The 16,354-nt window shown below is 65.8% G+C and carries 17 protein-coding genes and 1 pseudogene; 9 read left to right on the plus strand and 9 right to left on the minus strand.

All coding sequences use genetic code 11. The annotated features are described in order from the left end of the window. Nucleotides 1–11 precede the first annotated feature (11 nt). A complete protein-coding gene (locus tag JNJ68_RS14990) occupies nucleotides 12–752 on the plus strand; it encodes a metallophosphoesterase family protein (RefSeq protein ID WP_294983290.1) in 741 nt (246 codons plus the stop codon). A 5-nt stretch (nucleotides 753–757) separates the two neighbouring features. Then, nucleotides 758–2,200 carry a bifunctional serine/threonine-protein kinase/universal stress protein gene (locus JNJ68_RS14995; RefSeq protein WP_294983291.1) on the plus strand — a complete coding sequence of 481 codons (1,443 nt, stop codon included), beginning with the start codon at nucleotides 758–760 and terminating at the stop codon, nucleotides 2,198–2,200. A 15-nt stretch (nucleotides 2,201–2,215) separates the two neighbouring features. Here the strand turns inward: JNJ68_RS14995 and JNJ68_RS15000 are convergent, their stop codons facing one another. Together JNJ68_RS15000 and JNJ68_RS15005 are read right to left on the minus strand one after the other, a co-directional pair. Further along, the gene (locus JNJ68_RS15000) at nucleotides 2,216–2,329 is read right to left on the minus strand and encodes an entericidin EcnA/B family protein (protein ID WP_294983293.1); all 114 of its coding nucleotides are present in this window, start codon (nucleotides 2,327–2,329) and stop codon (nucleotides 2,216–2,218) included. Between the two features lie 18 nt (nucleotides 2,330–2,347). After that, on the minus strand, nucleotides 2,348–4,168 hold the full coding sequence (locus JNJ68_RS15005; protein WP_294983295.1) for an extracellular solute-binding protein: 1,821 nt from the start codon (nucleotides 4,166–4,168) through the stop codon (nucleotides 2,348–2,350). Nucleotides 4,169–4,427: 259 nt separating this feature from the next. Here JNJ68_RS15005 and JNJ68_RS15010 point away from each other — a divergent pair, with 259 nt between their 5' ends. Continuing rightward, on the plus strand, nucleotides 4,428–5,201 hold the full coding sequence (locus JNJ68_RS15010) for a 3-hydroxybutyrate dehydrogenase (RefSeq protein WP_294983298.1): 774 nt from the start codon (nucleotides 4,428–4,430) through the stop codon (nucleotides 5,199–5,201). On the opposite strand, the gene JNJ68_RS15015 is transcribed toward JNJ68_RS15010, so the two are convergent. The 3 genes from JNJ68_RS15015 to JNJ68_RS15025 form a co-directional block, all read right to left on the minus strand. Further along, the gene (locus tag JNJ68_RS15015; protein WP_294983299.1) at nucleotides 5,198–5,878 is read right to left on the minus strand and encodes a DUF502 domain-containing protein; all 681 of its coding nucleotides are present in this window, start codon (nucleotides 5,876–5,878) and stop codon (nucleotides 5,198–5,200) included. The two genes, JNJ68_RS15010 and JNJ68_RS15015, sit on opposite strands and share 4 nt — an antisense overlap. 80 nt (nucleotides 5,879–5,958) lie before the next feature. After that, entirely contained in the window at nucleotides 5,959–6,885 is a 927-nt protein-coding gene (locus JNJ68_RS15020; protein WP_294983302.1) for a pseudouridine-5'-phosphate glycosidase, read from the minus strand. After that, a complete protein-coding gene (locus JNJ68_RS15025; protein WP_294983304.1) occupies nucleotides 6,882–7,772 on the minus strand; it encodes a PfkB family carbohydrate kinase in 891 nt (296 codons plus the stop codon). The genes JNJ68_RS15020 and JNJ68_RS15025 overlap by 4 nt, the downstream gene beginning before the upstream one ends. Before the next feature lie 245 nt (nucleotides 7,773–8,017). On the opposite strand from JNJ68_RS15025, the gene rpsB reads away from it, so the two are divergent. Together rpsB and tsf are read left to right on the plus strand one after the other, a co-directional pair. After that, complete coding sequence (gene rpsB, locus JNJ68_RS15030; RefSeq protein ID WP_294983306.1) at nucleotides 8,018–8,782, plus strand: 30S ribosomal protein S2; 765 nt, start codon at nucleotides 8,018–8,020, stop codon at nucleotides 8,780–8,782. A 73-nt stretch (nucleotides 8,783–8,855) separates the two neighbouring features. Beyond that, a complete protein-coding gene (gene tsf, locus JNJ68_RS15035) occupies nucleotides 8,856–9,764 on the plus strand; it encodes a translation elongation factor Ts (protein ID WP_294983307.1) in 909 nt (302 codons plus the stop codon). A 304-nt stretch (nucleotides 9,765–10,068) separates the two neighbouring features. Here the strand turns inward: tsf and JNJ68_RS15040 are convergent, their stop codons facing one another. The 3 genes from JNJ68_RS15040 to ndk form a co-directional block, all read right to left on the minus strand. Next, on the minus strand, nucleotides 10,069–10,854 hold the full coding sequence (locus tag JNJ68_RS15040) for a LuxR family transcriptional regulator (RefSeq protein ID WP_294983308.1): 786 nt from the start codon (nucleotides 10,852–10,854) through the stop codon (nucleotides 10,069–10,071). A gap of 205 nt (nucleotides 10,855–11,059) precedes the next feature. Beyond that, the gene (gene rpe / locus JNJ68_RS15045) at nucleotides 11,060–11,749 is read right to left on the minus strand and encodes a ribulose-phosphate 3-epimerase (RefSeq protein WP_294983309.1); all 690 of its coding nucleotides are present in this window, start codon (nucleotides 11,747–11,749) and stop codon (nucleotides 11,060–11,062) included. Nucleotides 11,750–11,925: 176 nt separating this feature from the next. Continuing rightward, entirely contained in the window at nucleotides 11,926–12,348 is a 423-nt protein-coding gene (gene ndk, locus JNJ68_RS15050) for a nucleoside-diphosphate kinase (RefSeq protein ID WP_294969479.1), read from the minus strand. 156 nt (nucleotides 12,349–12,504) lie between these two features. On the opposite strand from ndk, the gene JNJ68_RS15055 reads away from it, so the two are divergent. The 4 genes from JNJ68_RS15055 (at nucleotide 12,505) to JNJ68_RS15070 (ending at nucleotide 16,104) form a co-directional block, all read left to right on the plus strand. After that, nucleotides 12,505–12,780: a hypothetical protein gene (locus tag JNJ68_RS15055; protein WP_294983310.1), complete on the plus strand. Its 276-nt coding sequence runs from the start codon at nucleotides 12,505–12,507 to the stop codon at nucleotides 12,778–12,780. A 45-nt stretch (nucleotides 12,781–12,825) separates the two neighbouring features. Continuing rightward, on the plus strand, nucleotides 12,826–14,676 hold the full coding sequence (locus JNJ68_RS15060; protein WP_294983312.1) for an ABC-F family ATP-binding cassette domain-containing protein: 1,851 nt from the start codon (nucleotides 12,826–12,828) through the stop codon (nucleotides 14,674–14,676). A 180-nt stretch (nucleotides 14,677–14,856) separates the two neighbouring features. Further along, nucleotides 14,857–15,477 carry a MarC family protein gene (locus tag JNJ68_RS15065; RefSeq protein WP_294983314.1) on the plus strand — a complete coding sequence of 207 codons (621 nt, stop codon included), beginning with the start codon at nucleotides 14,857–14,859 and terminating at the stop codon, nucleotides 15,475–15,477. Between the two features lie 51 nt (nucleotides 15,478–15,528). Next, nucleotides 15,529–16,104 carry a TIGR02281 family clan AA aspartic protease gene (locus tag JNJ68_RS15070; protein WP_294983315.1) on the plus strand — a complete coding sequence of 192 codons (576 nt, stop codon included), beginning with the start codon at nucleotides 15,529–15,531 and terminating at the stop codon, nucleotides 16,102–16,104. Between the two features lie 73 nt (nucleotides 16,105–16,177). Here the strand turns inward: JNJ68_RS15070 and JNJ68_RS15075 are convergent. Next, nucleotides 16,178–16,354, minus strand: a pseudogene (locus JNJ68_RS15075) (IS30 family transposase); the annotation flags it as partial.

Below are 16,354 nucleotides of genomic sequence, written 5' to 3' on the forward strand. Positions count from 1 at the left end.
GGAGGGGCTGGATGAGGTTTGCGGTCCTGACGGACATCCATGCCAATCGCGAGGCGTTCGAGGCGGTGCTGGCAGATGTGGCGGCGCATGGCGTCGACCGGATCGCGCTTCTGGGCGACATCGTCGGCTACGGCGCCGATCCGGTCTGGTGTTGCGACAAGGCGGCAGAGCTTGTCGCCGCCGGTGCGATCTGCGTGCGGGGAAACCACGACAATGCGGCGGCAGGCGCGGCCGAGGCGATGTCGCCGCTCGCCCGCAGGGCGCTGGAGTGGACGCGCGGCCGACTTGGAGCAACCGAGGTGGAGTTCCTGGCGCAGTTGCCGCTGACGGCAGAGGCGGAGGGCGCGCTCTTTGTCCATGCCTCGGCCAACCGGCCGGAGGAGTGGAGCTATGTCACCTCGGACACCAAGGCGACGCCGTCGTTTCGCGCTTCGACCGCACGACTGATCCTGTGCGGCCATGTGCATGTGCCCCTGCTGGCAAGCTGCGACATGGGTGGGATGGTGCGGGAACAGGCCTTCCGTCCTGGGCTGCCGATTCCGCTTCTTTCCAGCCGTCGCTGGCTTGCGGTGGTGGGGTCCGTGGGCCAGCCGCGCGACGGGGTGGCGCAGGCGGGGTGGGCGCTGCTGGATACCGGGCGTGGGGAGTTGACGTTCCGACGCACGGCCTATGATGCTGCGGGTGCGGCACAGAAGGTGCGGGCGGCGGGGTTGCCCGAGGAATTGGCTGTGCGATTGCTGGTGGGAAGATGATACAGATGCGGCCGCACGAGGGCCTCGTGATCGACGGCTTCACTCTCGGAGAGAAGCTGCACACCGGGGGGTTCGCCACGATCTGGGCGGTGACCCATCCGGACCATGACCTGCCCATGGTGATGAAGGTGCCGACGATTCTGGACGGCGATGACGGCCCGACCATCGTCGGCTTCGAGGTCGAGCAGATGATCATGCCGCGCCTCACCGGCCCGCATGTGCCTAAGGTGCTCGGGATCGGGGGCTTCGACGTGATGCCCTATATCGTCACCGAGATGATCGACGGCGGATCCTTCCTGCCGGTGTTCCAGAAGGCGCCGCTGCCCTTGTCGGACGTGATCGAGATCGCTGCGCGCATGGTGGCGGCGGTGGCGGACCTGCACCGCCAGCACGTGATCCATCTGGACCTGAAGCCCGAGAATTTCCTGCAAAGGAAGACCGGCGAGATGGTCATGGTGGACTTCGGCCTGTCCCGCCACGACCAGTTGCCCGACCTCTTGGCCGAGGAATTCACCATCCCGATGGGAACCTATCCCTATATCGCGCCGGAGCAGTACCTGCGCTGCCGGGACGATCTGCGGTCGGACCTCTTCGCGCTTGGGGCGATGCTTTACGCACTCGCGACGGGGCGAAATCCCTGGGGAACGCCGGAGACGCTGCGAGGGGTGAGGAGACGGCTCTGGCGCGATCCCGAACCGCCGCGCGCCATCCGGCCGGAAATCCCGGAGTGGTTGCAGGAGATCATCCTGCGGGCCTTGTCGGTCGACCCGATGCGGCGCTATCAGACAGCGGCGCAGATGGCGTTCGACCTGTCAAACCCGCAGCAGATCACGCTGACCGCCCGCGCGCATAAGCTGAAGCGGGACGGCTGGCTGCAGGTCTTCGACCGCTGGCGGGTGATGCGGAGAATCCGGCGGTTCACCGCGCCGGTGTCGGTCGCGGCACAGGTCGCCTCGGTTCCGATCATCGTGGTGGCGGTGGACCTGTCGCCGCAGGGCGAGCGGCTGGCCGAGGTCCTGCTGCGCGCGGTGAAGCGGATGCTGATCCTGGAACCCGATGCGCGGATCGCTTGCGTCAACGTGATCAGGACGGCGCGGATCGGGATCGACCAGGGCACCGACGACCAGGGCAACAACCTGCACGTCCTGCGGCTGGTGCAGCTGAAGGCCTGGGCGGAAGGCATCGACCTGCCCGACCACCGGCTGACCTATACCGTGCTGGAGGGGCCGGACCCGGGGCAGGCGATCATCGACTATGCCACGGCCAATCAGGTCGACCACATCATGATGGGCGCGCGCGGCCATTCGACGACGCGGCGCTATCTCGGCTCGGTCTCGGCGCAGGTGGTGGCCGAGGCGCATTGCTCGGTCACCGTGATCCGCCTGCCGGAAGGGCGGGCGGTGGCGGCAGGCCCGGCCTTGCCTGAAACGGAAGCGGCCCCCGCATAGAGGCCGCGCAATGCCTTAGAACGTGTCCTGCACCGTGCGGGCGGTGCCGGAAATGTCCTCGCCCACGCCGGCGATGGTGTTGCAGCCCGCAAGGGCCGCCAGCGCGGCCAGAAGCAGCAGTTTCTTCATGCTCGTTGCCCTCGTTTCTTACTTTGCCTGATACCACCAGGTGTCGGGCAGGAAGCCCGGCCAGTCACCGTAGAGCGGTATCCGTTCCGGATACTTGAGATTTGCCGAATATGCCAAGCGGGAAACGTCGGAATACCAGATCGGAATCACATATCTGCCCGAAGTCAGCACCCGGTCCAGCGCGCGGGTGGCGGCGGTGAAGTCCTCCGGTTCCTTCGCCTTCAGCATGGCGGCGATCATCGCCTCGACGGCGGGGGAGTTCACGCCCATCCAGTTCCGCGTGCCCGGCTCGGTGACGCCGCCTGCGCCCCAGTAAAGCAACTGCTCGTTCCCCGGCGAGAGGGTCAACGACCGGATGTAGTGGGTCATGTCGAAGTCATAAGCCGAGGTGCGCTGCCGGTACTGGGCGTCGTCGATCTTGTTGAGCGTGGCAGTGATACCGAGCGGCTTCAGCGCCTCGATATAGACCTGCGCGGCCGAGGCCATCTCGTCCTGCCCGGTCACGAGCAGGATCTCGAAGCGGAAAGGTTCGCCCTTTGCGTTCGTCAGCACGCCGTCGTCGCCCACTGTCCAGCCGGCCTCCTCCAGCAGCTTTGCCGCCGCGCGGATGTTCTTGCGGTTGGCCTGGTCGCCGTTCGAGACCGGCAGCGCATAGCCCTCGATCGCACCCGGCGGAAGCTCGGCGCGGAAAGGTTCCAGCAGCTCCAGTTCGCGACCTTCGGCGGGCTTGCCGGGCTCCATCCCCAGAGTGGAATTGCCGAAATACGAAGGGATGCGGGGCAGGAGGCCGCCGTTCAGGGTCTGGTTGATGAATTCGAAATTGAAGGCGAGGATCAGCGCCTCACGCACGCGCCAGTCGGCGAAGAGCGGCTTGCGGGTGTTGAAGACGAAGCCCTCGATCCCGGAAGGGCGGCCATGCGGGATTTCGGCCTTGACGATGGCGCCGGACTGGACGGCGGGGAAATCGTAGCTGGACAGCCATTTCGAGATATTCGCCTCACGGTAGGCCGAGAGCTGGCCGGCCTTGAACGCCTCGAAGATCGCCTGCGGGTTGGCGTAGTAGTCGTAGCGGATCTCGCCGAAATTCCACTGGCCGCGGTTGAAGGGGAGGTCCTTGCCCCACCAGTCCGGGTTGCGCTTGTAGGTGACCTGGACGCCCAGTTCCGAACTGTCGAGGAGATAGGGGCCAGAGCCGATGGGCACTTCCATCGTCGCTTCGGCGAAGTCTTTCCCCTCCCATTGCGCCTTCTTCAGGATCGGGCGCAGGCCCAGGATCAGCGGCAGTTCGCGGTCTTCCACATTGAAGGTGAAGCGGACGGAACGTTCGCCGGTCTGTTCCATCTTCGCGATCTTCGCCCAGGCGGCGGCGTAGCGCGGGTTGCCGTGGACCCCCAGCGTCTCTACCGACCACATCACATCCTCGACCGTGACGGGCGAGCCGTCGGAGAATCGGGCCTCAGGGCGGAGGGTGAATTCGACGAAACTGCGGGCGTCGTCGGTGCTGATCGATTCGGCCAGCAGACCGTAAAGCGAGAAGGGTTCGTCATAGTTCCGGCCCATCAGCGTCTCGACCACCAGGGTGGAGATGCCCAGCGCGGGACGGCCCTTGGTCACGAAGGGGTTGAAACTGTCGTAGCTGCCCGCCTCGCCCCAGCGGTAGCTGCCGCCCTTGGGTGCGTCGGGATTCACCTGCGGCAGGGACACAAAATCCGGGGGGAGGGCGGGGTCGCCATACATAGCTATGCCGTGCATGGGGTCTGCTTGCGCGGTTGCGGCGAAAAGTGACACGAGAGCCGCCAGGCCGATCCTGCGCAAAGCGGCGCTCGTTTCCCTGATCATCCCCCGACGCTCCCGATCCCAGCGGTTGTGTTGGCGGACACTAGGACGGAGATCGTGGCAATTCAAACTTTTAGCTTGGCCATCGGCGGAGAGGGGACTATATAGAACTTACTGCTCGATAGGTTTCTTGCCTGTATGAAACCTGCCTCAAAGACTGAACGCCGGCCTTGTGCCGGCGTTTTTTTCATTCGGGCCGCAGGCTTCCGTTCCGGCGCCCGGCATGGCATTCATTCGCATATGCAGCATTCGGGGGCATAGCATGACACTTTCTGGCAAGCGGGCGGTGATCACCGGGTCGAACTCGGGCATCGGGCTGGGCGTGGCGGAGGCGCTGGCGGCGGCAGGGGCCGAGGTGATTCTGAACAGCTTCACCGACCGGGCGGAGGATCATGACCTGGCGCGCGATCTGGGCGCGCGGCACGGAGTGGCGGCGCGCTACATCCCGGCGGATATGTCCAAGGGGGCGGAGTGCCGGGCGCTGGTCGAAAAGGCGGGGGGCTGCGACATCCTGGTGAACAACGCGGGCATCCAGTTCGTTTCGCCGATCGAGGAGTTCCCGGTCGAGAAATGGGATGCGATCCTGGCGATCAACCTGTCGTCGGCCTTCCACACCATCGCCGCAGCCCTGCCGGGGATGCGGGCAAAGGGCTGGGGACGGGTGGTGAACATCGCCAGCGCCCACGGGCTGACCGCCAGCCCGTTCAAGAGTGCCTATATCGCGGCCAAGCACGGGATCGTGGGCCTGTCGAAGACCGTGGCGCTGGAGACGGCGGGGCAGGGGATCACCTGCAACGCGATCTGCCCGGGTTATGTGCTGACGCCCTTGGTCGAGGCGCAGATCCCCGAGCAGATGAAGGTGCACAACATGGACCGCGAGACGGTGATCCGCGAGGTGATGCTTCTCCGCCAGCCCTCGCGCCAGTTCGCGACGGTGGAACAGATCGGCGGCTCCACGGTCTATCTGTGCAGCCCGGCGGCGGATCAGGTGACGGGGACGACGATCAGCATCGACGGTGGCTGGACCGCGCTTTAGGTCAGGTCCTTCGGCAGGGGATAGACGAGGCCACCCGAGACGATCAGCTTGGCGGCATCGTCGACGCCCATGTCCATCATCACCAGGTCCTTGGTCGGCACGAACAGCAACATCCCGCTGGTGAAGGGCGTCAGGCCGACGAAGACCGCCGACATATCCGGGCCAAGTGCTGCCAGCCGTTCGGCGAGTTCCCCCTTGGGGCGGGTCGACATGAACCCCAGCGCCCAGGAGCCCGCGCGCGGGAATTCGACCAGGACGACCTTGTCGAAGCTTTTCTCCTTCTTGTTGAAGAAGGTTTCTGCCACCTGCTTGATCCCGCCGTAGACCGAGCGGACCACCGGCATCCTGTCCACCAGATCCTCGCCCGAGCGGATGATCGACCGGCCGATCAGGCCCTTGGCCAGCCAGCCGACGATGATGGTGACGATCAGGAAGACCAGGACACCGACACCGCGCACCGGGAATTCGTATTCCGGTCCGAACCAGCGCCCGATCAGCATGTCGGGCTGGTAATAGGCGGGGATGAGGGGAAGGATCCAGCCGTCGATCCAGCCGATCACCGCCCAGACGAACCAGATCGTCAGCCCGATGGGCAACACGACGACGAGGCCCGTCAGGAAACTGGCGCGCAGGCTGGCAAGGAAGCCGCGACGGTGAGGCAGGTGTGGTTCGGTCACGAGTGGTTGTCCCCTTCCGCCCCTATCTAGGTATAGGACTTGGGCCAGCGCAATGGTGCCGGGGCCTTCGCACGGGAATTTCAGCCCTGCATGGCCAACTCGCGAGCAATCGCCGCCCCGAGCCGGGCGTTGTTCAGCACAAGTTCGATGTTGGAAGTCAGCGAGCGGCCTTCGGTCAGCTCGAAGATGCGTTGCAGGAGGAATGGGGTCACGGCCTTGGCGGCAATGCCTTTCGCCTCGGCCTCGGTCAACGCGGTCTCGATCTGCGGCATGATCTCGGCACGCGGAATTTCGGCTTCCGCCGGGATCGGATTGGCGACCAGTTGGCCACCCGGCAGTCCGAGACGTGCACGCATCCGGTGGGCGGCGGCGATGTCGGCGGCGCTGTCCATGCGCAAGGGCGCGTTCAGGCCCGAGGAGCGCGACCAGAAGGCGGGGAAATCCTTCTGACCGAAGGCGATGACCGGCACGCCCAGCGTTTCCAGATATTCCAGCGTCTTCGGCAGGTCGAGGATCGCCTTCGCCCCGGCCGCAACCACGGTGACGGGGGTTTCGGCCAGTTCGCGCAGATCGGCTGAGATGTCGAAGCTGGTCTCGGCCCCGCGATGGACGCCGCCGATACCGCCGGTGGCGAAGACCCTGATCCCGGCCAGATGGGCACAGATCATCGTCGCGGCGACGGTAGTGGCGCCGGTGCCGCCGGTGGCAAGGCAGGCGGCAAGGTCTGCGCGGGAGAGCTTCGCCACGTCCTTCGCTTGCCCCAGTGCGTCGAGCTGGGTCTCGGTCAGGCCGACATGGATCTGGCGGTCGATGATCGCGATGGTGGCAGGGGTGGCGCCATGGGCGCGAACCTCGGCCTCCACCCGGCGCGCTGTTTCCACATTCTGTGGGAATGGCATCCCGTGGGTGATGATCGTGCTTTCCAGCGCAACTATGGGGGCGCCCTTGGCATGGGCCTCGGCGACTTCGGGCGAGAGAGCGAGGGGCAGGGTGGCGGGCAGGGTCATGAGCCGATGTCTCCGGATACATAGGTGGCGGCAGCGCGCAGGGCTTCGTCCAGCGCCTCTTGCCGCGCAGCGCCCCGGCGTTCGGCCACGAGATGCGCCGCCATGAAGGTGTCGCCCGCCCCGGTGACGCGGGTCACGAGCACCTGCGGAGGCTGGCCCTCGATGACGCCCCGATCTTTGCGACCCTCTGCGGCGGGGTTTCCGCCGTTTGTCACCAGCACCCGCCCCGCGCCGCGGGCGAGCAGCGCCTCGGCGGCCTCCGGGGCAGTCTTGGCCTCGCTGCGGGCGAGGATGTTGGCCTCTTCGAGGTTGACGTAGAGCGTGGCGGAGGGATGGGTGAGAAGCGGCAGCAGGCGGCCCGCCTTGCCGGGCGAGGCCGGGGCCACCCGAAGGTCGGCCTGCGCGAAGAGGGGGGAGGCGGCGATCTCGGCCAGAAGGCTTTCGGTCAGGTTGCCGTCAAGCGCGATGGGGCCGGACCAGGGGGCCTCTGCCGTGCCGAGGTGGCCATCGGCGAGCGGGCGGAGAATCTTGTCGCCGGCCGCCTCCAGCGAATGCGCGTCGGCGACGGCGGCGATCAACCCGTTCGCGCCCTCGATGGCCATGTAGCGGTCGGTCGGCAGGTCGTCGGAGCGGTAGACATGCCCTGTCACCAGCCCCAGCCGGTCGCAGGCCGCGACCAGTTCGTCGCCCTCGGCATCCCGCCCGATGGCGGTGAGAAGCGCCGGGGTCATTCCGAACCGCCGCAAGGTCATTGCGATGTTCATCGCCACCCCGCCCGGCAACCGGGTGATCCGGCCCGGCACGTCCGAGCCGAGCCGCATCGCGGTTGGCGAGCGGCCGATGATGTCCCACAGGACCGAACCGATGCAGAGGATGTCGGGCGTCACGCGCCCTGATTGCCCAACCGGCAAAGCCCGCGCAAGGGGAAATAGCGGATGCCTCCGGCGGGAGTATTTCCGCCAGGAGGAAGCGGCGGGGACTGCGGGGCCTTGCAATCGGCGGCGAGGCGGGCTAAGGGGCGCGCACTTCACAGGCAGGTGCGGGCCTTGTCGGGGAGAAATCCCGTCAGGTCCACCGGTTGGGGGCAACCCTGAAATCACCTGCCGAGGCGCGAAACCGGAAAGGATACGATATGGCGCTCCCCGAGTTCTCCATGCGTCAGCTCTTGGAAGCTGGCGTTCACTACGGCCACCAGACCGCCCGCTGGAACCCCCGCATGGGCGAGTTCATCTATGGCGACCGCAACGGCATCCACATCATCGACCTGACCCAGACCGTCCCGATGCTGGACGCGGCGCTGAAGGTCGTGCGCGACACCGTCGCCAAGGGCGGCCGCATCCTCTTCGTCGGCACCAAGCGCCAGGCCCAGAAGCCGATCGCCGAAGCCGCTGAAAAGTGCGCGCAATACTACATGAACCACCGCTGGCTGGGCGGCACGCTGACCAACTGGAAGACCGTTTCGCAGTCGATCCAGCGCCTCAAGCACCTGGACGAGGTCCTGGGCGCGGGCGGCGAAGGCTTGACCAAGAAGGAACGGCTGGGCATGGAACGTGACCAGGCCAAGCTGACCGCCTCGCTGGGCGGCATCCGCGAGATGGGCGGCACCCCGGACCTGATCTTCATCATCGACGTGGGCAAGGAAGACCTTGCCGTGCTGGAAGCGCAGAAGCTGGGCATCCCGGTCGTCGCCGTGGTCGATACCAACTGCTCGCCCAAGGGCGTGAACTACGTCATCCCGGGCAACGACGACGCGGCGCGTGCCATCGCGCTCTATTGCGACCTCGTGGCCCGTGCCGCGCTGGACGGCATGTCGGCCCAGATGGGCGCGGCGGGCGTCGACCTCGGCGCGCTGGAAGCGGCCCCGGAAGAAGAGGCGGTCGCCGAAGCCGAGGCCTGATCGGCCCGTTCGTCACCAGACTTTCACCCGGCGGGCCTCTCCCGCCGGGCTATCCATTCCAAGGAGAAAGACCATGACTGTCACCGCCCAGATGGTGAAGGAACTGCGTGAAGCGACCGGCGCAGGCATGATGGATGCCAAGAAGGCGCTGACCGAGGTTGCGGGCGACATGGAAGCCGCCGTCGACTGGCTGCGCACCAAGGGCCTGGCCAAGGCCGCCAAGAAGGCCGACCGCGTCGCCGCCGAAGGGCTGATCGGCGTCGCCGTCACCAACGGCAAGGGCGTGGCGATCGAGATCAACTCGGAAACCGACTTCGTCGCCAAGAACGAGGATTTCCAGGCGCTGGTCCGTGACGTGGCCAACGTGGCGCTGACCACCGGCGACTCGGTCGAGGTGGTGAAGGCCGCGCATCTGAACGGCAAGTCGGTCGACACCGTGATCCAGGAAGCCATCGCCCGCATCGGCGAGAACATGACCTTCCGCCGCCTGCATGTGCTGGAGGGCGACACCGTCGTCTCCTATGTCCACAACGCGGCGACTGCGGGCATGGGCAAGATCGGCGTCCTCGTCGCGCTGAAGGGCGACAAGGCCAAGGCGGAAGAGATCGGCAAGCAGTTCGCGATGCACATCGCCGCGACCGCGCCTCTGTCGCTGTCGGAAGCCACCCTCGACCCGGCGGTGGTGGAGCGTGAGCTGGCGGTGCAGACCGCAAAGGCGCTGGAAGAGAACGCGGCCTCGCAGAAGCCCAAGCCCGAGCAGGTGATCCACAACAACATCATCCCGGGCCGGATGAAGAAGTTCCTCGCCGAGAACACGCTTCTGGGCCAGGCCTTCGTGATCAACCCCGACCTGACCGTGGAAGCCGCGGCCAAGGAAGCGGGGGTGGAGATCACCGGCTACGCCCGCGTCGCGGTGGGCGAAGGCATCGAGAAGAAACAGGAAGACTTCGCCGCCGAAGTGGCGAAGGCGCTTCAGGGCTGATCCGGCCCGCAAGGCAGGGCAGGGGGCCGGTGCGGGAACGCGCCGGCCTTATTTCTTTGGCACCTGCTGGACATGAAAACGGCGCGGTTCCGGGGATGAACCGCGCCGTGCAGTCCTGTTCCGGCCCAAGGGGATGAGGGTCGGCGAAACAGAACGTGAAGTCGGCCGCAGCAATACCGGCCTGAGGGAGCAAAGGAACCAGAGCCGGCCAGAACCCGCCGGTCCGCGCGACCTTCGGTTTCCCTTGGGTCACTTGATGTTCATCCCATGCCGAACGGCGGGCGGCGAGTGGGGAAAACCCTACCTATCGCGCGGCTTGGGCCACTTCGGGCAGACGCTGGAAGATCATGTTCAGAAGCGCGCCCTTCGCCACCGCCTGCGCCGTGGTCTCCACCGCCAGCGCCTCGCGCGCAAGACGCAGGTGCTTTTCCACCATCGCGGGCGAGACACCCATCAACAGCGCCACATCCTGCGTGGTCTTGCCATCGGCCACCCATTCCAGCGCTTCGCGCTGGCGGGGGGAAAGCGCCCGGTGGCGCGACAGCTGCGGCAGATGCACGATGGTCAGGTGCATCATGTTCGCCACCGCGAGAATCTCGTCCTTGCGGGCCGCAAACAGCGCGTCGACCGCCTCGGGGCCGAGACCGGGATCGGCGATCAGCCCCAGCGCGCCCTTCGAGCGCGACGAGACCTCAGGAAAGCTGACGGTGATCCCGGCCACGATTCCCATCGCCGCATTATGACGCACGGCCTCCGCCTCTTCCGCCGACAGCCGCCCGGCCTCGAAGGCTTCCTTCACCCAGGACCAGGTACAGGCGCCCGAATTGTGCTCGGCCCAGCGGAAGACCGGGGTCTTGGCGTAGAAGCCGCCCTGGAAATAGCGCTTGATGTAGTCGGCATCGCAGGTCGACAGGTACAGCGCATCTTCCGGGTCGCCGATCGTCTTCAGGTGCTTGAACCGGGTGAAGCCATAGTTCACCCGGGAAAAGCCCAGAGCGGCGAAATAGCCGGTGGATACCGCCCAGGCGTCGTCGATGCTGGATGAGGCGGCGATCCGGTTCAGCAGTGCCAGGAGTGTGGTCTCGGTCATGGTTGGTATCCCTGTTGCCCGTTCTGCCCGCGCCGGTTGTGGCTGACGCAAAGGCAATCGGAACTTGGACGTGAGATAAGGCCGGTTTCCTTGGCTTGTCTACGCCTCGCACCGTGATTTGGCCGTCAAAACGTGCCGATGACGGAAATTGTCATCTGTTTCCGGCCCTTGCGACCTGAAGATGCGGTGGCGCGAAGCGCAGGGCTCAGCCGAGCGCCGCCTCCGCAGCCGTCCTGATGGCCCGGATGTTCGCGCCATAGGGGGCCGGGTTGTCGACCGAACCGCCCTTGAATACCGCCGAGCCTGCGACCAGCACGTCCGCCCCGACCTTCGCGACCAGGGGCGCCGTTGCGGTGGTGATCCCGCCGTCGATCTCGATATGCACCGGCCGGTCGCCGATCAACTGCCGCAACCGGGCGATCTTGGGGATCTGGCTCTCGATGAAGCTCTGGCCGCCGAAACCGGGGTTGACCGTCATCACGCAGACCATGTCGACCATGTCCAGAAGCTCGGCCACCGCCTCGACCGGCGTGCCGGGGTTGATGGCCACGCCAGCCTTTTTCCCAAGCGCACGAATGGCTTGCAGCGTGCGGTGAATGTGCGGCCCGGCCTCGACATGGGCGCTGATGACATCAGCACCGGCCTTGGCGAAAGCCTCCAGATAGGCATCCACCGGCGAGATCATCAGATGGACATCCATCACACCCTTGATATGCGGCCGGAGCGCGGCACACATCGCCGGGCCGAAGGTGAGGTTCGGCACGAAATGTCCGTCCATCACGTCGACATGCACCCAGTCCGCGCCCTGAGCCTCTATCGCGCGACATTCCGCACCGAAGTTGGCGAAATCGGCGGCCAGGATGGAGGGCGCGATCTTGATCGAACGGTCGAACATGGGGCAGGCTCCAAACGGCTCGCAGGCGTCATATCGCGGCGATTGCGGAGTTTCCAGTCAGCAATAAATTACATAATACTGATTATGCGATAATTGATGGCAGGCATCCTGACCCCACCCTCGAACGAAAACGGCCCGGTCAGGCGACCGGGCCGATTCATAGTCTTGGCAGACGATCAGCCGACCAGCTCAAGCCCCGAGAAGAAGAACGCGATCTCGCGCGCGGCCGAAGCCTCGCTGTCCGAACCATGGACCGAGTTCTCACCCTTCGACAGCGCGAAATCCTTGCGGATCGTGCCAGCGGCGGCGGCGGCCGGATCGGTCGCGCCCATCACCTCGCGGTTCTTCGCGATCGCGCCTTCGCCTTCCAGCACCTGCACCACCACCGGCTCCGACGCCATGAAGGCGCAAAGCTCGCCGTAGAAGCCGCGCTCCTTGTGCTCGGCGTAGAAGGCACCGGCCTGCGCGGGCGTCAGGTGGATCCGCTTCGAGGCCACAACCCGCAGGCCCGCCTCCTCGAACTTGGCAACGATCTTGCCGGTCAGGTTGCGCTTGGTCGCATCGGGCTTGATGATCGACAGGGTACGTTCGGTGGCCATCGGGCTCTCCATCATTTGGGGCCGTCCTGGCCCTTTTCGGATGGTCGGGCTGCTATCACGCGCGCGCGGGCTTGAAAAGATGGGCTGCGACAGGCTGCCATCTTCCCTTCGACAATCCAGACTGAAACACTCGGAATATAACAGCTGGAGAGTCCGATGCTACGTTTCGCCATCCTCGCCATTGCCGCCACCCTGCCCTCGCTGGCCGCCGCCGAGGATTTCATCCCGCTCACCTACGCCGATTTCGAGGCCGCCGTGCCGCATATAGACCTGCCGGTCTGCCCGGTCCCGCTTGCCGCGCCTGACCGCTTCTGCCGGATGACGACCCATGCCGACCAGCTGAACGTCTTTGTCTTCTCCGAGGACGGCGACCAGCCGCTCGTCGCTCTCAGAAGCTGGCCCGCCGACCTCCTCGTCGGCCTGATGGACTGACCGGGGCGATTGACGCCGCCCGCCGCATGGTGCAATCCGCGCCCCATGCTGAAGATCGAGGACATCACCTACAACGTCGAGGGCCGCCCCCTGTTCGAGGGCGCCTCCGCCACCATCCCGACCGGCCACAAGGTCGGCCTTGTCGGCCGCAATGGTGCGGGGAAGACCACGCTCTTCCGGTTGATCCGGGGCGAGCTGGCGCTGGAAGGCGGTGCGATCACCCTGCCCCAGCGCGCCCGGATCGGCGGTGTGGCGCAGGAAGTACCGTCCTCGGAAACCTCGCTTCTCGACACGGTGCTGGCCGCCGATACCGAACGTGCCACCCTGATGGCCGAGGCGGAAACCGCGCATGATCCGCACCGGATCGCCGAAATCCAGCATCGTCTTGCCGACATCGACGCATGGTCGGCGGAGGGCCGGGCCTCCAGCATTCTCAAGGGCTTGGGCTTCGATGCTGAGGAGCAGCTCATGCCCTGTTCCGCCTTCTCCGGCGGCTGGCGGATGCGGGTGGCACTTGCGGGCGTGCTGTTCGCCCAGCCTGACTATCTCCTGCTGGACGAGCCGACCAACTACCTCGACCTTGAAGGCGCGCTGTGGTTGGAAAGCTACCTCCAGAAATACCCCCACACCGTGCTGATCATCAGCCACGACCGCGGCCTTCTGAACCGCGCGGTGCAGGGCATCCTGCATCTCGACAACCGCAAGCTCACCTACTGGCAGGGCGGCTACGACCAGTTCGCCCGCCAGATGGCCGAACGCCGCGCCGTGTTGCAGGCCGAGGCGAAGAAGGTCGAGGCCCGGCGCGCCCATCTGCAAAGCTTCGTCGACCGCTTCAAGGCCAAGGCGTCGAAGGCCGTGCAGGCGCAGTCCCGGGTGAAGATGCTGGAGAAGCTGACCCCAATCACCGCGCCGGAAGAGGCGAAGAAGGTGGTCTTCACCTTTCCGAAGCCCGAGGAACTGGCGCCCCCGATCATCAACCTCGACGGTGCGGCGGTGGGCTATGGCGGGCCACCGGTGTTGCGCCGGCTGAACCTGCGCATCGACCAGGACGACAGGATCGCGCTTCTGGGCAAGAATGGCGAAGGAAAATCTACCCTTTCCAAGCTGTTGTCGGGAAAACTTCAAGCATCCGAGGGTCGGATTTCCCGCTCCTCCAAGCTGCGGATCGGCTATTTCGCCCAGCATCAGGTGGACGAGCTGCACCTGGACGAGACGCCCTTGCAGCATATCATGCGCCTGCGGCCTGCCGAGGGTCAGCCGAAGCTGCGTGCCAGACTGGCCGGATTCGGCTTGATGGCCGATCAGGCCGACACCGTCGTCGCACGGCTCTCCGGTGGACAAAAGGCGCGATTGTCGCTGCTTCTGGCAACAATCGACGCGCCGCATCTGTTGATCCTCGACGAACCCACCAACCACCTCGACATCGAAAGCCGCGAGGCGCTGGTGGAAGCCCTGACCGAATACCCCGGCGCCGTGATCCTGGTCAGCCATGACATGCACCTTCTGGGGCTGGTGGCCGACCGGCTCTGGTTGGTGAAGGGTGGCGGGGTCACGCCCTATACCGAGGACCTGGAAGCCTATCGCCGGCAGTTGTTGGCTGGTGACGAGGATGTAAAGATATCTGCAAAACCTGTTGAAAAGCCCAGGAAAGCCAGCCGGGACGAAATGCTCGCGCTCAAGGCCGAGGTCCGCAGATGCGAGGACCGGCTGGGCAAGCTGAACGAGATGCGAGACAAGCTTGCCGTGAAGCTCGCCGATCCAGAGCTTTACGAGGATGCCCGCAAGGGCGAGCTGGAAACCTGGAACCGGAAATACGCCGAGTTGATGGAAGCGCTGGACAAGGCCGAGGCGCTGTGGATGGCCGCGCAGGAGAAGCTGGACCTCGCCGCTGCCTGAGGAAGTGTATATACGCACAATACAATCTGTATGTACATATCGGTTGCAAAACTGAAAACAATGCCCCTGCCCCTGCCCTTACCTGCCGCTGGGTGGCGGGAGGCTGCCCCCCCGGTCCCGCAGGTTCCGCTTGCCCAGACGGCGGCTCCCCGCCTACCCTGCCCCAACCCCGGAGGCCCGATGCCCGAGACCGCCTTCCTGATCACCGCCTTCGCCACGCTTTTCGTGGTCATCGACCCGCCGGGCCTCGTGCCCCTTTTCATCGCGCTGACCCGGGGCATGGGCCCCGAAAGACGGCAGGCGATGGCGCGGCGGGCCTGCCTGATCGCGGCGGCGCTGCTCCTGCTCTTCGGGCTGGCAGGCGAGACGATCCTGACCTTCATCGGCATCTCGATGCCCGCCTTCCGCATCGCGGGCGGCATCCTTCTTTTCCTCACCGCACTCGACATGCTCTTCGAACGCCGGACCCAGCGGCGCGAGGGGCAGCAGGCGGAGCCGGACCATGACCCCTCGGTCTTCCCGCTGGCGACACCCCTGATCGCCGGACCCGGGGCGATCGCCTCGGTGATCCTGCTGGTCGGCCAGTCGGGACCGGGCTGGGGCGGGACGATTGCGGTCCTGGGGCTGATGCTGGCGATGATGGCCGTGACCTATGCCTTCCTCCTCGCCTCGCCGCCTCTGGAGCGGATGCTGGGCCGGACCGGGGTGATCGTGATCACCCGGCTTCTGGGGATGCTGCTGGCCGCGCTGTCGGTGCAGTTCGTGATCGACGGAGTGCGGGGCACGGGGCTGATCGGCTGACCTTCCCAAGCGGGCGCCCTGCCCCCATATCTGCCGAAACCGGAGGAACCGATGGACGGCGAGACCCTGGCCCGGGTGGGCTATCTGGCAATCATCCTGGCCGCGCTTGGCGGCTGGGTGATGGTGGAGTTCCGCCAGCGGATGGGTCAGGCCCTGCGGATGGCGCTGGCCTGGGGGCTGATCTTCGTGGGGGTGATGGCGGGCTATGGGCTGTGGTCCGACATCCGGCGCGACGTGATGCCGATCCAGGAGGTCGCCGGGGATGCGGCGGTCGAGGTGCCGCGGGCGGCGGACGGGCATTACTATCTGACGCTCCTCATCAACGGGACCGGGGTGCCGTTCATGGTCGATACCGGGGCCTCGGGGATGGTGCTGTCGGCGAGGGATGCCGGGCGGCTGGGGATCGACCTGGCGGGGCTTTCTTTCCGGGGGCAGGCGACGACGGCGAACGGGGTGGTCCGGACGGCGCGGGTCACGCTGCCGCTGGTCGAGCTCGGGCCGTTCCGGAACGAGGGGTTCGGGGCCTTCGTGACCGAGGGGGAGCTGGACCAGTCGCTGTTGGGGATGGACTATCTGGGGCAGTTCCGGATGGAGTTCGACGGCCGGAAGCTGATCCTGCGGCAATAGTGTCCACGGTGGACATTTTGCGAAAACATAGCTGTGTCAGATAGTTGTTCGATCCCGTTAAGGTAGGGTTAACTCAAGTTCCAACTGCAACACTTGCGGTCGCCTTTTCGATTTCTTCGGCGAGGGCCTGGGCGGGTGTTTTCCAGCCCAGGGTCTTGCGGGGCCGGTTGTTCATGAGCCTGGCGATGTGGTCCAAGTCGCGCTGGCTGAACTGGCGGAGGTCGGCGCCCTTGGGCAGGAACTGGCGTAA

Source organism: Tabrizicola sp., assembly GCF_016793705.1.
GTDB lineage: Bacteria > Pseudomonadota > Alphaproteobacteria > Rhodobacterales > Rhodobacteraceae > Tabrizicola.

Bases quoted from the DNA above. Each gene is read 5' to 3' on its own strand.
- JNJ68_RS14990 (WP_294983290.1), top strand. From the start codon at position 12: ATGAGGTTTGCGGTCCTGACGGACATCCATGCCAATCGCGAGGCGTTC.
- rpe (WP_294983309.1), bottom strand. From the start codon at position 11,749: ATGTTCGACCGTTCGATCAAGATCGCGCCCTCCATCCTGGCCGCCGAT.
- JNJ68_RS15020 (WP_294983302.1), bottom strand. From the start codon at position 6,885: ATGACCCTGCCCGCCACCCTGCCCCTCGCTCTCTCGCCCGAAGTCGCC.
- JNJ68_RS15010 (WP_294983298.1), top strand. From the start codon at position 4,428: ATGACACTTTCTGGCAAGCGGGCGGTGATCACCGGGTCGAACTCGGGC.
- JNJ68_RS15055 (WP_294983310.1), top strand. From the start codon at position 12,505: ATGCTACGTTTCGCCATCCTCGCCATTGCCGCCACCCTGCCCTCGCTG.
- JNJ68_RS15040 (WP_294983308.1), bottom strand. From the start codon at position 10,854: ATGACCGAGACCACACTCCTGGCACTGCTGAACCGGATCGCCGCCTCA.
- JNJ68_RS15065 (WP_294983314.1), top strand. From the start codon at position 14,857: ATGCCCGAGACCGCCTTCCTGATCACCGCCTTCGCCACGCTTTTCGTG.
- JNJ68_RS15005 (WP_294983295.1), bottom strand. From the start codon at position 4,168: ATGATCAGGGAAACGAGCGCCGCTTTGCGCAGGATCGGCCTGGCGGCT.
- JNJ68_RS15060 (WP_294983312.1), top strand. From the start codon at position 12,826: ATGCTGAAGATCGAGGACATCACCTACAACGTCGAGGGCCGCCCCCTG.
- rpsB (WP_294983306.1), top strand. From the start codon at position 8,018: ATGGCGCTCCCCGAGTTCTCCATGCGTCAGCTCTTGGAAGCTGGCGTT.
- ndk (WP_294969479.1), bottom strand. From the start codon at position 12,348: ATGGCCACCGAACGTACCCTGTCGATCATCAAGCCCGATGCGACCAAG.
- tsf (WP_294983307.1), top strand. From the start codon at position 8,856: ATGACTGTCACCGCCCAGATGGTGAAGGAACTGCGTGAAGCGACCGGC.
- JNJ68_RS15070 (WP_294983315.1), top strand. From the start codon at position 15,529: ATGGACGGCGAGACCCTGGCCCGGGTGGGCTATCTGGCAATCATCCTG.
- JNJ68_RS14995 (WP_294983291.1), top strand. From the start codon at position 758: ATGCGGCCGCACGAGGGCCTCGTGATCGACGGCTTCACTCTCGGAGAG.
- JNJ68_RS15000 (WP_294983293.1), bottom strand. From the start codon at position 2,329: ATGAAGAAACTGCTGCTTCTGGCCGCGCTGGCGGCCCTTGCGGGCTGC.